The following is a 16,255-nucleotide window of genomic DNA, read 5'->3' on the forward strand; positions in this document are numbered from 1 at the left end:
TCGAACAGTACCGCCACGATCAGTTCGCCCGCCTGGACGCCTAACCCGACGGCGCAGCCAACAAACAACCGAGTGGCGAGCCGGGCGAGCTACCTCGATACGTGTAGCCCGCTCGGCTGCCCCACACCAGCGGAAGATACCGAAACCGAGCTTTCAGCCCGGCCTAAACATCAGGGCGCGAACGTAGACGAGTTCGCGCCGTTCACTCAGAAACCCTGGCAGGTGGCAAACGCGGCCTGGATAGAACCCAGGTACGGCTGAGCCCACGGCGCAGCTGCAATCCGCGTGGCCATCTCCTGACGCTGCGCCGGGCCCGAGGCAAGGAACTGCTGCAAGCCGGCCTTCAACACCGGTTGTTTATTGAACGCCGCGCCGGTTTCCGGGCTTTGCGCGTTCAGCGCAGAAACCAGTTGCGGGTAACTGCACGTTGTGTTGACGGCCGGACCCAGATCAGGCTGTGCGGACGCCACTCCCACCCCGGCGGCCAAGGACAATCCGAGACCCCCGACCGCGACAGCCAGCGTGGTCATCGACAGTTTGATCATGTGTTGGAGCCTCCCCTTACTAGGTGCTTCACTCATCTTCCATTGCGTAGCCAAACCGAGATTACCCATCAAAGGCCGAGCTACCACCGTCCCGTGGATCGAACCTTGGCGAGACGTGCATTACCCGTATCGGCCGGCGTCCCGCCAACGTTACGCCGCGCCGCGCCGTTGTCTCAGCTAGCCCAACGGTCTCGGTACCGGGGCAGTGACCGGGTCCTCGTCGCCGTGCTGCTTCTCTCCCAGCAGATACCGCCGTGCGGCCCAGCGAGGCCCTAACGGGTCAAGCAGGAAGCTGGCGGGGCGGGGACGCACCCGTTGCGGCCACCAGAACCACCGTCCGAGCAACGCGGCGATGGACGGAGTCATGAATGACCGTACGATCAAGGTGTCGAACAACAGGCCCAGTGCGATAGTGGTACCGATTTGACCGATGATCTGCAAGTCGCTGACCACCATCGAGGCCATTGTCAGCGCAAATACCACCCCGGCCGTCGTGACGACTTTGCCGGTGCCGCCCATTGCGCGAATAATTCCCGTGTTGATACCGGCGCCGATTTCTTCCTTCATTCGGGATACCAGCAGCAGGTTGTAATCAGAGCCCACCGCCAACAAGATGATCACCGACATCGCGAGCACCATCCAGTGCAAATTGATGCCCAGAATGTACTGCCAGAGCAGCACTGAAACCCCAAACGATGCGCCCAACGACAGTGCCACCGTTCCCACAATCACCAAGGAAGCAACGAAACTTCGGGTGATGATGAGCATGATGGCAAAAATCAAGCAAAGCGCTGCCACACCGGCGATCCAGAGATCCCACGTGGACCCGTCGCGCCAATCCTTCGCGGTGGACGCAGCGCCGGCAAGAGATATCTTGGCGTCTACCAGAGGTGTCCCTTTCAGGGACTCTTCGGCTGCCGCCTTTATCTGATTGATTCGTGCAATTCCCTCGGTCGATGCCGGATCACCGCGATGCGAAATGATGAAGCGGGCGGATTTGCCGTCTGGGGACAGGAATGAATTCATCGCTCGCTTGAAGTCTTCGTTCTCGAAAACCTCTGGCGGTAGGAAAAAGGAATCGTCGTTGCGGCTGGCATCGAAGGCTTGCCCCATCGCCGTGACATTCTCGTTCGATTCGCCCATCGTGCTGATCATGCCCGACATGGTGCTGTGCATCGTGAGTATCATCGTCCGAATACTCTGCATACTCGCGATCAGCAGAGGAAACTGCTCGGTCAATTGCGGCATGATCAAATCCAGCTGATCGAGATTCTCGAGCATCAGCTCTACCTTCTCGCTGATGACGTTAACGCCGTCGATCGTGTCGAATATTGATCGGAAAGCGTGGCAGATCGGGATATTAAAACAATGCGGTTCCCAATATAAGTAATTTCGGATGGGGCGGAAGAAATCATCGAAATTGGCTACATTGTCCCGGGTCTCGTCCAGAGCATCCTTAAGCCCATGGGTTTGCAACACCATTTCGTGAGTGATCTTGTTCATCTGCCGCATCAGCGTGTATTGGGTTTGCATTATTCGGACCAGCGTCGCCATGTCCTCGGCCTGGCGGAGCAGGTCATCCATTCGCTCTTCTTGGAACTTTATCGTTTGCATCTGGCTGGCACTTTGCAGGCTGAGCATAAACGGAATCGACGTGTGACCGATCGGCGTTCCCTCGGGCCGAGTTATGCCCTGCACCCGAGAAATTCCTGGGATACCGAAGACCGCCTTCGCTAATCGATTCAAGATTAGAAAATCCGAGGGATTACGCAAGTCGTGATCAGACTCGAGGAGCAATACATCCGGCATCAATCGAGCCTGAGAGAAATGACGCTCAGCGGCGGCATAACCCTGATTGGCTGGAATGTCGTCGGGAATATACAACCGGTCGTTATAGCTCGTCTTGTAGCCCGGTAGCGTCGCTAGACCCAGGAGTGCGAGCGCGAGCGAGGCGGCCAGAATGGGGGCGGGCCAGCGGACGATCGCCGTGCCGATCCCGCGCCATCTGTGAACGCGTAGCTTCCGCTTCGGCTCCAACAGGCCAAATCGGCTGCCCAGGGCCACACCCGCCGGAACCAGCGTCACCGCGACCGCGACGGACACGAGCATGCCAATGGCGCACGGGATAGCCATACTGTGGAAGTACGGCAGCCGGGTAAAGCTCAGGCAGAAGATCGCACCGGCTATCGTCAAACCCGACGCCAATACGACAGGCGCGACTCCGCGATACATGCTGTAGTAGGCCTTTTCCGGGTCCTCGCCCGCCTGGCGCGCCTCTTGATACCGACCGAAGAAGAAGATTCCGTAATCGGTTCCGGCAGCGATGCTGAGGAAAACCAGCATGTTGACGGCAAATGTCGACAGCACCAACACGTCGGTATGACCGAGGAACGCGACGATTCCACGGGCTGCCGCCAATTCGAACCCGACCATGATCAACAACACGATCACGGTGACGATTGACCGATACACCAGGAGGAGGACGACGAAGATGATCACGACGGTTACGGCCGTGATCTTGAGAATGGAATTGTTGCCACTCTGCTGCATGTCTGAAGCGAGAGGTCCTGGCCCGGTCACATAGGCTGCGACACCGGGCGGCGGCTGCGACCGATCTACGATCCCTCGCACTGCATCCACTGATTCGTCGGCCAAAGCCGTTCCTTGGTCGCCCGCGAGATTCAATTGGACATACGTGGCGTTGCCGTCGGGACTTTGCACGCTTGATGACGTGAGGCGGTCCCCCCAGAGATCCTGTACATGCGTGACGTGTTTTGGATCGTTTCTCAAGTCGCGAACCAACCCGGCGTAATACTGCCGCGCATCTTCACCGAGTGGCTGCTCGCCCTCCAGCACGATCATCGCGGAATTGTCCGACTCGGATTCCTCGAATACATGGCCGATACGTGTCAGGGCCTGTACCGACGGGGCGTCCTTGGGCATCAGTGAAACGGAATGCTCCTCCGCGACCCGCTCCAACGATGGGATTGCCGCCGCCCAGTTCCCGCTGACCGACGCCAGCGTCGAAATCAAAATCAAGACCAGCCAACCGAGGATGATGACGGGCGCAAACCTGCGTATGGTCCGCGCCACAAATGGAGGCCGACGGTGTTCAGTGCTCATGCGGCTTCGCTAGTCCCGCATCAGCAGGGAGCGCACTAGGGGACGCGGTCCTACCGACCGTAGCAGTGCGCTGGCGGGGCGGGGCCGTACATGTTGGGGCCACCAGAACCAGCGTCCCAGTAGCGCCGCGATCGAGGGTGTCATGAAGGCGCGGACGATCAAGGTGTCGAACAGCAGACCCACCGCAATGGTGGCGCCGAGTTGACCGAGCGTAAGCAGGTCACTGACCAGCATTGACGCCATGGTGGCCGCGAATACCAGACCGGCGGCGGTGACTATCCGGCCAGTGCCGCCCATTGCGCGGATGATGCCGGTGTTTATACCCGCGGAGACTTCCTCTTTCATTCGCGAGACCAGCAGAAGATTGTAATCAGACCCGACCGCCAACAGCACCATCACCGACATTGCCAACACCATCCACTGCAACTGGATGCCGAGAAGATGCTGCCAGACCAGAATCGACAGTCCGAAGGACGCACCCAGAGAAAGTGCCACCGTACCGACGATCACCAAGGCCGCGATAAAACTTCGAGTCATGAGCAACATGATGATGAAAATCAGACAGAGCGCAGAGACTCCCGCAATCAAAAGATCATATTTTGAGCCGTCCACGATGTCTTTCACACCCGCCGCGCTGCCCGCGAGGTAAATTCGGCTGTCTTCGAGCGGAGTGCCCTTGAGCGCTTCTTCGGCGGCACTCCTGATCGGTTCGACCTTCGAGACACCCTCCGGCGTCATTGGATCGCCCCTCTGCGCAATCAGCATGCGCGCCGCTTTTCCGTCCGGAGATAGAAAGATCTTCAGAACGCGTTTAAAGTCCTCATTCTCGAATACTTCAGGGGGCAGATAGAAGGAGTCGTCGTTCTTGGCGGCATCGAATGCCTTTCCCATCGCGGTCGCATTATCGCTTGATTCCTCCATCGCGCTGATGGTGCCGGACATGGTGCTGTGCATGGTCAGCATCATTGTGCGGGTGCTTTCCATCGTCGCGATCATCTGGGGGAAGGACACCAGTATTTGGGGCAGAAGCGCATTCAATTGATCGAGATTCTCGACGAGAGCTTCCATTTTCACTGTGATCTCGTCAACGCTGTTCAACGAGTCAGCTATGGATCTGATTGCCCAGCAGAGGGGAATGTTGTAGCAGTGCGGCTCCCAGTAAAGATAATTGAAGATCGGTCGAAAGAAGTCCTGGAAGTCCGCAAGGTTATCTCTCAATTCATTTGTAACGTCCTGCAATTCATGCGTGGTTTCGACCATTCGGGTGGTCGTGCTGACTACCTGCTGCATCAGACCGTACATACGCTGCATGATGCTGATCGTCTTGGACATCTCGTCGGCTTGCTTGAGCATGTCTGCCATGCGTTCCTTTTGGAACGGCAAGCCCAAGAGTTGGCCGGCGTTTGACGAACTCATCATGTATGGAATCGTGGTGTGCGCGATCTGGGTTCCCTGTGGACGAGTAATCGACTGCACGTTGGCAACGCCTGGAACGGCAAAGACGGCCTTGGCGACTTTGTTCAATATCAGCAGGTCACTAGCATTCCGCATATCATGATCGGATTCGATCATCAGCAGGTCAGGCGCCGTCATTCGCGATTCTGGAAAATGTCGTGCTGCGGCCGCATAACCCTGATTGGCGGGGATATCTTGGGGCAAGGACTTCACGTCGTTGTAGCTGGGCATGTATCCAGGCAGCGTCAACAATCCGACGAGGGACAGGGCCGCTGTGGCGATGAAGATAGGCGCGGGCCAGCGAACGATCGCTGTACCGATCCGCCGCCACCTACGAGTGTGAATTTGCCGCTTGGGCTCAAATAACCCGAAACGGCTGCCGGCAGCCAGAATGGCCGGAACCAACGTAAGGGCCACCGCGACCGCGACGACGATCCCTAGCGCGCCGGGTACGCCCAGGGGTTGGAAGAAAGGCAGCCGTGTGAAGCTCAGGCAGAAAATTGCGCCGGCGATGGTGACACCAGACGCCAGAACCACCTTAGCCACCCCGCGGTAGGTGGTATAGAACGCCGCCTCGCGGTCCTCGCCGGTTTCACGTGCCTCTTTGTAGCGTCCAAAGAAGAATATCCCGTAATCAGTTCCCGCCGCGATCCCGATGGACACCAGGAGATTGACCACGAAGGTCGTCAGCCCGACGACCCCGTGCATTCCGAGAAACGCGATGATTCCCCGTGCGACCTGTAGTTCGATCCCGACGGTCAGCAATATGACGATTGTGGTGGTGATCGAACGAAAGACCAGTAACAGCATCACCAGAATCACCGTGAGACTGACCGCCGTGATCAGGATGACCGTTCTGTTGCCACTCTCACCCATGTCGGCGACGATCGCCGCGGGTCCAGTGACGTAAGCCTTGACTCCGGGAGGTGCGGGAGTGCGCGCCAAGATGTCTTGAACGACTTCGACCGACTTGTTGCCCTCGGCTTGGCCCGGTTGACCGATCAGATTGACCTGGACAAACGCGGCTTTGCCGTCAGCGCTTTGCGCAGCGTCAGCCGTAAGCGGATCTCCCCAGAAATCCTGAATGTGCTGCACATGACCGGTTTGGTCGCGTAGCTGACGAATGATTTCGTCGTAGTACCTGTGGGCATCGTCGCCAAGGGTCTGATCGCCCTCCAGGACGATCACGGCCAGCGCACCCGAGGAGGTTTCGTCGAAGGCTCGAGCTATTCGCTGTGACGCCTTGAACGATGGCGCATCTTCCAAACTCAGCGCCACTGCATGTTCTCTCTCGACCTGCTCCAAAGGCGGAACGGCAAGCGTCAGGACGACGGTGATGGCCACCCACGCCAGAATGATGAGCACACCAAATCGATGGATCGTCCGCGCGATCAGCGGGCGTTCGGTGCGTTCTTCGCTCTTGGTGATCATGCGGCCTTCAGGAGACACGATGTGAAGGCGTTCACCTGGTTTGCGACCTTCTCGGCTTTGACCTCGTCGTCGATGAGGATGCGGCAGCCAATGCTGTCGCTATCGCCCTGCGCCAGAAGGCTGCCGGCGCCCCCAGTCTCGGTGATGTCGAACTTCACCGACCAGGGCAAACTCGCTCCCTCAACAAACGTGGGTTCAGCGTTCTCGTCGAAGTAGCTGATGTTAGCCACCGTACCCGCAGGCCCAAACACCTCGTATGTCAGCTGTTTGGGATTGAAGGGTTTGGTGTCGTCGACCTTCGTGTCGGCATACGAGGGGCGGTTCTCGGAGCCGAAGATGCCGTGCAGCCGCGAGACGGTGAAGCCCCCAGCGCCGAGCACCGCCAGCACCAGGAGCGGAATCCACAGTCGCTTCAAAACCCGGAAAATTGTCGAACTCCTCCCTCATCTCCGTGCCCGGCGACGCGTTATCCGCCCGAACATCCCCTCACGTCGGAGGTCACCCGCCACAGTACGGGTGGCCTAGAACGTAGCTGGGCGTCGGCCAGCGCTAACTGCGCCTTGAGTAAAGCATGCCATTAGCTTCCCATCTCGGCTTGTTCCCAACGTGAGATGAGATCGATGCATACTGCTTGTACAGAAGCACGGTACGAACATTCCGCACCCCCCGCAAATTACGTCGAAAGGTCCAGCGTCAGGTATGCCGTGGTGTAGATTCACCGTCCCGCAACAAGATAGACGCCTGTTTGCGGTGGCAGTTGTCAGCGCAGTACTAAGTTGCGTTACGTGACGACGCCGACACAAATTCGTAATATTTGCTATAGAACTGCTAAGCCCTGTCGATCGGAGCAACCGCGGCGTCCCGCGACTGCCGGAGTCACCGACAACAACGGTCGGTTTGCTGAGCCGGAGCGTGCTCGCAGGACGACCACACAGCGCACCTCACAGGCGGGTCACGGGCGTAGCCGGAACCGCAGAAGGGGCCCGGCGGTATAGCTGAGATCGCGCGTCGATGACCAGCCTCGTGGCAGCGCAGACGCGCTGCCCGAACAAACTCGTACCGTGCCTTCTAGGTGCCGTGGGCGAAAAATTCAAGGATTGCGGAGTTCACCGCTTCTGGTCGTTCGAGAAATCCCAGATGGCCGGTGTCGGCAATCTCCAAATACCGTCCGTTTGGGACAGCGTCTGCCACCTCGGCGCCGAGGTGAGGGGGCATGACAAGGTCATCGGCGAATCCGATCACCAACACGGGTGCAGTGATCGCCCGGTAGGCGGGCAGTCGGTTGTTCTCCGGCGCGACGGCAAACTGTGCGCGAACTCCGGAAGTCGATGTAGTGGGCCACATCGTGAACGTGTCGATCCAGTCCTGGACGACCCTGTCATCATTCAACGTTTTTGGTGAAAACCCGTCAAGCAAACGAAGTTTCGCTTCGTAGCTGGGCGGCAGCTGGATGCCTGCGTCAGCGAACTCCCTTTCGGCGGTGAAGAAGAACTCGCGCGCGCGGTCATGTCGGCCCCGGGTGGCCATCAGGGCGGCCTGGCTCACCAGGTCAGGCCGGCCAAGCATCAGTTCCTGGGCGATATACGAGCCCATCGAGACGCCGACGAGCCGCACTCGGCCGAGGTCGAGCCTCTCGATCAACTCGACGGTGTCAGCCACTGCTGTTGCTGTCGTCAACCGCTCGGCATTCGCTGTCGCGCCCACTCCCCTGTTGTCAAACGTGACGACGCGGTAACCAGCCGCAAGGAAAGCTGGGACTTGATGGACCTGCCACGTGCGCCCCACACCCCCATGGCCGGAAATGAAGAGCACTGCCTCCCCGCTGCCGCGGTCGTCGTAGGCGAGGTTCACCACGCTGGGACGGTACTACGAGTATCGGCACCCTCGCGAGCGCGACCTCAGCGGGCCGTCCCGCGCCGAGCGGTGGATGCGCCGTGTCTGCCTGTCATCCGATCGGTGGACGACGGTTTTCCCCGCGGGGGACGCCACCGGGGCCACCGTCCTCTCTGTCAATGAATTGGCTTGCGAGGCGGTGGAATTCATGGCCAAGGCCCAGGATTCTCATGTGCGCGAATTGCCGGGTTACCTCACCGCAGAGTAACTCTCGGCGTGATTACGCCGCTTGTCCGATGGGGTGTTATAGCTGGCGCCCTAACGCTGCTGATCGGCTGCAACGACTGGTGTGCGGTATCTCGCCAGGGCACCCCGACGTGGATCTGTCTGGGACGCCGTGGTTCGCCCACGCCCTGCCGGTGCTGTTCCACCCCGGTGGCAACTACGGCATCCTCGACTCGCCGGCCTGGGTCGACTACGGGCGCGGCAACGGCAGCCCCGCGTGTCGTCGACAGACCCCACGTTGCCGATCGGCACTATCGAGGCGCCTGACCCCCAGGACGTGCTGGTGTACGGAAGCGATAACCCGCACGACGAGGGGGCCAAGACCCGAGCGCGTAGTTCGAGCGAGAACCTCGCACTGCTCGGCCCAGCGGTGATCGAGAGGTTCGTCGTCACCAACGCTGAGTTACTGACGCCCTGGAGATGGCATGAAAACGGCCCCCAGGAGTTATCTCCGGGGGCCGTTTCATTTAGTAGCGGGGACAGTGTGGTGTTTCAGGACATCGGAATGGGGTGTCTCAAGACATCGGAATAGGTGAATCGGCCAGTTTCAGCTGGTGTCGAAGGCGCGTTTGGTCATCACTGCAGTGCTCGTCGAGGGCCGCTCACAATCGCAGTTCGCCCGCGATTACGGCGTCTCCCAAAGCTGGATCTCCCGACTGATCAAGCGCTACACCCTCGAAGGCGACGCCGCGTTCGAACCGCGCTCGCGACGCCCCCACACCAGCCCGAAACGGCTGGCGCAGACCACCATCGATCTGATCATCGAGCTACGCCACACCCTGGTCGGCAAAGGACTCGACGCCGGACCCCACACCATCGCCTGGCATCTGCAGCACCACCACCAACTACACATCTCGCCGGCCTCGATCAGCCGCCACCTGCACCGCGCCGGCCTGGTCGAACCCACACCGACCAAACGACCCAAATCGTCCTACTTGCGTTTCGCAGCCGCCCAACCCAACCAACGCTGGCAAGCCGACTTCACCCACTGGCGCCTGGCACACGGAACCCACATCGAGATCCTGTGCTGGCTCGACGACTGCTCACGCCTAGCACAGTCGGTCACCGCCCACCGCCGCGTCACCGCCAACATCGTCGCCACCGAATTCAGCAAAACTGTTGCCCAACACGGCATCCCCTACTCCACACTGACCGACAACGGCATGGTCTTCACCACCCGATTCGCCGGCGGCAAAGGCGGACGCAACACATTCGAAGCCGAACTACACCGCCTAGGCGTGCACCAAATCAACTCCACCCCCAACCACCCGACCACCTGCGGGAAAGTCGAACGCTTCCACCAAACCCTCAAACGATGGCTCACCGGACAACCCCGCGCCGCGACCATCGCCGAACTACAACACCAACTCGAGCTGTTCATCGACGAGTACAACCACCGCCGCCCGCATCGCTCCCTACCGCACCGCGCCACCCCAGCAGTCATCTACACCAGCCGACCCAAAGCCAACCCAGCAACACGAATCGACACCCACAACCGCGTACGCACCGACCGCGTCGACCAAGCAGGATCGGTCACCCTGCGCGTCAACGGACGCCTGCACCACATCGGCATCGGCCGCCACCACTACCGAACCCGCGTCCTCGTGCTGGCCCAAGACCACCACATCACCGTCATCAACGCCGCCACCGGAGAAGTCCTACGCGACTTCACCCTCGACCCCACCAGGGACTACCAACCCACCGGCGCCCCCAAAGGCCCCAAACGGAAAAAACCGCGGACCTAACCTAGGTCCGCGGCTATTCCGATGTCTTGCGACATCACAATAGTAGCGGGGACAGGATTCGAACCTGCGACCTCTGGGTTATGAGCCCAGCGAGCTACCGAGCTGCTCCACCCCGCGACGGGTGAACGCAAGGTTACCCAAGGCGCCGGTGCACCTCCAAATCGAGTGCTCAGCGAGTTGACTGGTACTTCTTCACCGCGTCGTCGAGGCGTTGCAGGGCCTCGCCGTACTCCGCGAAGTCGCCACCGCTCTGGGCGCCCTGCAGGGCCTCCAGCGCGGCGTTGATATCTTGCAGCGCTGCGGCTTTGGCCGCCGACAACTGAACGGGACCACCCGGCGGCAGGGCCGCTGCGGGAACCTGCGCCTCAGGCGGGCGCTGATCGCCCGGCGGCTGCGCGGCCGGCGGCTGCCCGTCGGGAGCCGGGGTCGCAGCCGGTGCCTGCCCGTTCACCGGGCCCGTGGGCGCGGGGCCGGTGGCGGTCGCGTCGGCACCCGGCCCGAACAGCTCTGTCAGCGCGTCGCGCACCGTGGGGCCGTAACCGACCTTGTCGTTGTACATCATCGCCACCCGGATCAAGCGGGGGTACGACGACGCGGCATCGCTGGCGCCTGGAGATGCGTAAACGGGTGCGACATAGAGCAGACCACCCTGAGCCACGGGCAACGTGAGGAGATTGCCCCACCGGATGCGGTTCTGGTTGTCACGTCCGATGACACCGAGATCCTGGCTCACCGCGGTGTCGGTGCTGATCGCGTTGAATGCCAGCTTCGGTCCGTTCACCTGGCCGGGGATGGTCAGCACGGTGAGCTTGCCGTATGTATCGGGGTCCGAACTGGCACTGATGTAGGCCGCCAGGAAGTCTCGGCGGAACCTGTTCATCGCGCTGGTCAGCTGGAAGGACGCCGAATTGTTGTTGCTTGCAAGGTTTTTGGCGACGATGTAGTACGGCGGTTGATAGCTGCTCGCCGTGGGGTTCGGATCCAGCGGAACGTCCCAGAAATCCGACGTCGAGAAGAACGTCACGGGATCGTCGACGTGGTACTTGGCCAACAACGCACGCTGAACCTTGAACAGATCCTCGGGGTAACGCAGGTGCTGTTGCAGTTCGGGGCTGATGTCGCTCTTGGGCTTGACGGTGCCCGGGAACACCTTCATCCAGGCCTGCAGCACCGGATCGGACTCGTCCTGCGCATACAGCGTCACCGTGCCGTCGTACGCGTCGACCGTCGCCTTCACCGAGTTACGGATGTAGGACACCTGCTTGTCCACCTGCAGGCGGTTGACGGCCACCTCGCTGGAGTCCGCCGTGGCGCTCGAAAGGGTCGTCAACTGCGAGTATGGGTAGTTGTCGAGCGTGGTGTAGCCGTCCACGATCCACACCATCTTCTTGTTCACAATGGCGGGGTACACGGTCGTGTCGGTGGTCAGCCACGGTGCCGCGGCCTCGACCCGCTTGGCCGGATCGCGGTTGAACAGGATCTTGCTGTTCTCACCGATGTCACGGTTGAGCAGGAACGCGCCTTGGGTGTACTTGGCCGCAAACACGCTGCGCGCCAGCCAGTTGCCGATCCGCACACCGCCCGTGCCGGTGTAGGTGTAGTTCTTGGTCTCGGTGTTCGTCTCGTAGTCGTATTCACGGGGACCGCCGTTCAACCCGACGATCGCGTAATCGGCGGCCGTGTTGGCGATCACCGGACCGAAATAGATTCGCGGCTGATCCAGCGGCGCGGGTCCGGGCGAGACGACGCTGCCGTTCGCGCCGACGACACTCGCGAGGAACTCGGGGTACCCACCGTTCTGGTTGGGGTCGTTGGCGACTCCGCGAACGGTGTTGGCCGGCGAGGCGATGAAGCCGTTGCCGTGCGTGTAGACGGTGTGCCGGTTGATCCAGTCGCGCTGGTTGTCGATCAGCCGGTCAGGGTTGAGTTCGCGGGCGGCAACGACAAAGTCACGCAGGTTTCCGTCCCGGCCCGTGTAGCGGTCCATCGCCAGATGGTCCGGGAAGTAATAGAAGTTCTTGCCCTGCTGGAACTGCGTGAACGCCGGGCTGACGATCGTCGGATCGAGCAGCCGGATGTTCGACGTCGTCGCACGGTCATTGGCCACCTGCTGAGCCGTCGTCTGCGCATCTCCGCTGTAATCGCGATACGTGACCGTCTCGTCGGTCAGCCCGTAAGCCTGTCTGGTCGCGGCGATACTTCGACTGATGTATTCACTTTCCTTCTGCGCCGCGTTCGGTTTGACGCTGAATTGTTCGACCACCAACGGCCACCCGGCGCCGATCACCAGCGACGACAACAGCAGCAGGACCACGCCGATGGCAGGGATCCGCAAGTCACGCAACACAATCGCCGAGAAGACGGCTGCCGCGCAGATGACCGCGATGGCCATCAGGATGAGCTTCGCCGGCAGCACCGCGTTGATGTCGGTGTAGCCCGCGCCGGTGAATGGCTTGCCGCTGCGGGTATGGCTCAACAGTTCATAGCGGTCCAGCCAGTACGCGGCGGCCTTGAGCAGCATCAAAACGCCGACCAACGTGATCAGCTGAATGCGCGCCGCGCGGGTGAGCGCTCCGCTGCGACCGGACAACCGGATACCGCCGAAGAGATAGTGGCTCACCAGGTTTGCGATGAACGCGAGGAACGTCGCGACGAACAGGAAACTCAAGACCAGCCGGTAGAACGGCAGATCGAAAGCGTAGAAGCCGAGGTCCATACCGAATTGCGGGTCGGTGATCCCGAAGCTGCCGCCGTGCAGGAAAAGCTGGATGCGGGTCCAATAGCTCTGCGCCACAATGCCCGCGAGGACGCCGATGAACGCCGGAACGCCGATGCCGACGAGCCGCAGCCGCGACATCACGGCGGTGCGGTAACGCGCAACCGGGTCGTTGGGGCCGGTGGTCGGGACGAACACCGGCCGGGTGCGATACGCCAGCGCCAGCCCCGCGAACACGATCGCGCCGATCAGCACCGACGCGATCAGAAACACCACAAGGCGGGTGAACAGTTGAGTCGTGAACACCGAGCGGTATCCGAGCTCGCCGAACCACAGCCACTCGACGTATGTATCGATCAGGCGCGTCCCGAACAACAGGATCAGGACAACTACCGCGGCAATCGCGATGAGGACCCGGCTACGTCGTGTCAGCTTCGGCATTCTTGCCGCTGGCCGCATACCCACTCGTCAACTCCAGTTTCTAACCGTTCCCACACGTCTTTGCCGACGTGCCCCAACTCTACGCATGCGCGGTGTGGCGTTCGCTCAGCATGCGGGGCGTTCGCCACCGGCTGAGAGCGTCTTGAGCGCGGCGACGGCCTGATCGAGGTTCTCGACCTTGACCAGTTCCAGTCCATCCTGTTGGGCCGTCTTGGCTTCCTCGCAGTTTTCGGCGGGGACCAGGAAAATGGTGGCGCCCGCCTCCCTGGCGGCCAGCATCTTGTGCGTGATGCCGCCGATCGCGCCCACCTTGCCATCGCCGGTGATGGTTCCGGTACCCGCGACGAACTTGCCGTCGTTGAGGTCACCAGTGGTGAGTTTGTCGACGACCGCGAGGCTGAACATCAAACCCGCGGACGGCCCGCCGATGTTGGCCAGGTTGAATTCGACGGTGAACGGCGCCCACGGCGCATCGAGCACCCCGATCCCGAGGTAACCCTGGTCTTTGTCCGGGTGTTTACCCAACGTGATGGTCGCCGCGCCGAGGTCACCGTTCTTGCGGCGGTAATCCAAGACCACCTGCTCGCCCGGCTTGGTGTCCTTGATCAGCGCCTGGAAGGCGTCGAGGTCGGCCACCGGCTTTCCGTTGACATAGTCGATCGCATCGCCGTCCTCCAGCTTGCCCGCCGACGGACCGTCCTCGGTGACCGATTCGACCGTCACAGCCATCGGGTACTTCAGGTAGAGCAGTGCGGCGTATTCGGCGCTGTCCTCGGACTGACGGAAGTCGGTGTTGTTGGCTTCGTCGACCTCGTCCTTCGACTTGTCCGGCGGGTACACCAGGTCGCGCGGCACCAGTTGTTCTCGGCCCGACATCCACAGCGCGAGCGCCTGACCGAGAGTCAACTGGTCGCGCTGAGACACCGTGGTCATGTTCAGGTGTCCCGACGTCGGGTGGACCTCGGTGCCCTCGATGTCGACGACCTCCTTGCCCTCGACCTCACCGAGTGTGTCGAACGTCGGTCCCGGCCCCAGCGACACGAACGGCACCGTCACCATCGACAGCACAATTCCGAACGCGACAATCGGGACCAGCGCGACGAGCAACGTCAAAATGCGCCTGTTCACGCCGCCCAATGTAAAGGTTGGCTCCAAAACCGAGAGACTTCGCTCTCGGCGTGACCTGCCTTCTCACATGGCGCGGCGCCTGTGAGTACCGTTGAGGGCATGGCTGACCTGCCTTTCGGCTTCTCCCACGGGGACGACCCCGAGCGAGACAAACGTAAGAAGGATCCGGACTCGGGTTCCGGCTCAGGCTCGGGGGGAGCCGGCGACCCCACCCCTGGCGACCCGTTCGGCATGGGCTTCACCGGCGGGTCCGAGTTCGACATGTCCCAGTTGGGTCAGATCTTCAGCCGTCTCGGCGAGATGTTCAGCGGTGCCGGCAACGTCACGGCCGGCGGCGCCAAAGCCGGCCCGGTCAATTACGACCTGGCACGACAGCTCGCGTCGAGCTCGATCGGTTTCGTCGCCCCGGTCGCCGAGAAGACCAGCGCGGCCATCTCCGACGCCGTCCATCTCGCCGAGACCTGGCTCGACGGCGTCACGGCACTGCCCGCCGGCACCACGAAAGCGGTGGCATGGACGCCGACCGAATGGGTCGACAACACGCTCGACACGTGGAAACGCCTGTGCGACCCGGTGGCCGAACAGATCTCCACGGTGTGGGCGTCGTCGCTGCCCGAAGAGGCCAAATCGATGGCGGGCCCGCTGCTGTCGATGATGACCCAGATGGGCGGCATGGCGTTCGGCTCGCAGCTGGGTCAGGCGCTGGGCACGCTGTCGAAGGAGGTGCTCACCTCCACCGACATCGGATTGCCGTTGGGCCCCAAGGGTATTGCGGCGCTGATGCCTGCCGCTGTCGAATCACTCGCCGAGGGGCTGGAGCAGCCGCGCAGCGAGATCCTGACCTTCCTCGCGGCGCGCGAGGCCGCGCACCATCGCCTGTTCAGTCACGTGCCGTGGCTGGCGAGCCAGCTGCTCAACGCAGTCGAGGCGTTCGCCAAGGGCATGAAGATCGACATGAGTGGCCTGGAGGAACTTGCGCAGGGCTTCAACCCCGCGGCGCTGACCGATCCGTCGCAGATGGAACAACTGCTGAACCAGGGAATCTTCGAGCCCAAGGCGACACCCGAGCAGACCGCCGCGCTCGAGCGACTGGAGACGCTGCTCGCGCTGATCGAGGGATGGGTGCAGACCGTCGTCACCGATGCGTTGGGCGACCGGATCCCCGGCACGTCGGCGCTGTCGGAGACATTGCGTAGACGACGCGCCACCGGCGGCCCCGCCGAACAGACCTTCGCCACCCTTGTCGGCCTGGAACTGCGGCCGCGCAAGATGCGCGAGGCCGCGGCGCTGTGGGAGCGGCTCACCGAAGCCGTCGGCTCCGACGCCCGCGACGCGGTGTGGCAACACCCCGACCTCCTGCCCAGCGCGGAGGACCTCGACGAGCCGGCCGGCTTCATCGACCGCATGATCGGCGGTGACACCAGCGGCATCGACCAAGCCTTGGCCGACCTCGAGAAGTCCACCGAAAAGGACACGGACACAGACGATTCCGAGCGCTGATTCGGCGCCTGTGGATAACTCGGCGGCGGTTGGCCGCCGACGTGCCACACTCC

The 16,255-nt window shown here is 61.6% G+C and carries 8 protein-coding genes, 1 tRNA gene and 1 pseudogene; 2 read left to right on the top strand and 8 right to left on the bottom strand.

The window, feature by feature from the left end; translation table 11 throughout:
- Positions 1-206: 206 nt before the first annotated feature.
- The 5 genes from M1248_RS09220 to M1248_RS09240 all read right to left on the bottom strand — a co-directional run bounded on the left by M1248_RS09220 (position 207) and on the right by M1248_RS09240 (position 8,405).
- Positions 207-545, bottom strand: a complete 339-nt coding sequence (locus tag M1248_RS09220) for a hemophore-related protein (protein ID WP_317148161.1) — start codon at positions 543-545, stop codon at positions 207-209.
- 177 nt (positions 546-722) lie between these two features.
- The gene (locus tag M1248_RS09225; RefSeq protein ID WP_317148162.1) at positions 723-3,668 is read right to left on the bottom strand and encodes an RND family transporter; all 2,946 of its coding nucleotides are present in this window, start codon (positions 3,666-3,668) and stop codon (positions 723-725) included.
- A gap of 9 nt (positions 3,669-3,677) precedes the next feature.
- The gene (locus tag M1248_RS09230) at positions 3,678-6,554 is read right to left on the bottom strand and encodes an RND family transporter (RefSeq protein WP_317148163.1); all 2,877 of its coding nucleotides are present in this window, start codon (positions 6,552-6,554) and stop codon (positions 3,678-3,680) included.
- The gene (locus M1248_RS09235) at positions 6,551-6,970 is read right to left on the bottom strand and encodes an MmpS family protein (protein ID WP_317148164.1); all 420 of its coding nucleotides are present in this window, start codon (positions 6,968-6,970) and stop codon (positions 6,551-6,553) included. The genes M1248_RS09230 and M1248_RS09235 overlap by 4 nt, the downstream gene beginning before the upstream one ends.
- A gap of 652 nt (positions 6,971-7,622) precedes the next feature.
- A complete protein-coding gene (locus tag M1248_RS09240) occupies positions 7,623-8,405 on the bottom strand; it encodes an alpha/beta hydrolase (protein ID WP_317148281.1) in 783 nt (260 codons plus the stop codon).
- A gap of 821 nt (positions 8,406-9,226) precedes the next feature.
- Between M1248_RS09240 and M1248_RS09245 the strand changes: the two genes are divergently transcribed.
- The gene (locus M1248_RS09245; protein ID WP_317148165.1) at positions 9,227-10,417 is read left to right on the top strand and encodes an IS481 family transposase; all 1,191 of its coding nucleotides are present in this window, start codon (positions 9,227-9,229) and stop codon (positions 10,415-10,417) included.
- Positions 10,418-10,460: 43 nt separating this feature from the next.
- Here M1248_RS09245 and M1248_RS09250 read toward each other — a convergent pair.
- The 3 genes from M1248_RS09250 to M1248_RS09260 form a co-directional block, all read right to left on the bottom strand.
- Positions 10,461-10,534 (bottom strand) — tRNA-Met (locus tag M1248_RS09250).
- Between the two features lie 52 nt (positions 10,535-10,586).
- Positions 10,587-13,598 carry a UPF0182 family protein gene (locus M1248_RS09255; RefSeq protein ID WP_317148166.1) on the bottom strand — a complete coding sequence of 1,004 codons (3,012 nt, stop codon included), beginning with the start codon at positions 13,596-13,598 and terminating at the stop codon, positions 10,587-10,589.
- A gap of 81 nt (positions 13,599-13,679) precedes the next feature.
- Positions 13,680-14,702, bottom strand: coding sequence for a PDZ domain-containing protein (locus M1248_RS09260; RefSeq protein ID WP_163736396.1), 1,023 nt, complete (start codon positions 14,700-14,702; stop codon positions 13,680-13,682).
- 81 nt (positions 14,703-14,783) lie between these two features.
- Between M1248_RS09260 and M1248_RS09265 the strand changes: the two are divergent.
- A pseudogene (locus M1248_RS09265) lies at positions 14,784-16,221 on the top strand (zinc-dependent metalloprotease); the annotation flags it as partial.
- Between the last annotated feature and the right edge of the window lie 34 nt (positions 16,222-16,255).

It is taken from the genome of Mycobacterium sp. 29Ha (assembly GCF_032883055.1).
GTDB classification, from domain to species: Bacteria; Actinomycetota; Actinomycetes; order Mycobacteriales; family Mycobacteriaceae; genus Mycobacterium; species Mycobacterium gallinarum.

Coding starts and splice junctions, on each gene's coding strand:
- M1248_RS09220 (WP_317148161.1), bottom strand. CDS start 545: ATGATCAAACTGTCGATGACCACGCTGGCTGTCGCGGTCGGGGGTCTC.
- M1248_RS09225 (WP_317148162.1), bottom strand. CDS start 3,668: ATGAGCACTGAACACCGTCGGCCTCCATTTGTGGCGCGGACCATACGC.
- M1248_RS09230 (WP_317148163.1), bottom strand. CDS start 6,554: ATGATCACCAAGAGCGAAGAACGCACCGAACGCCCGCTGATCGCGCGG.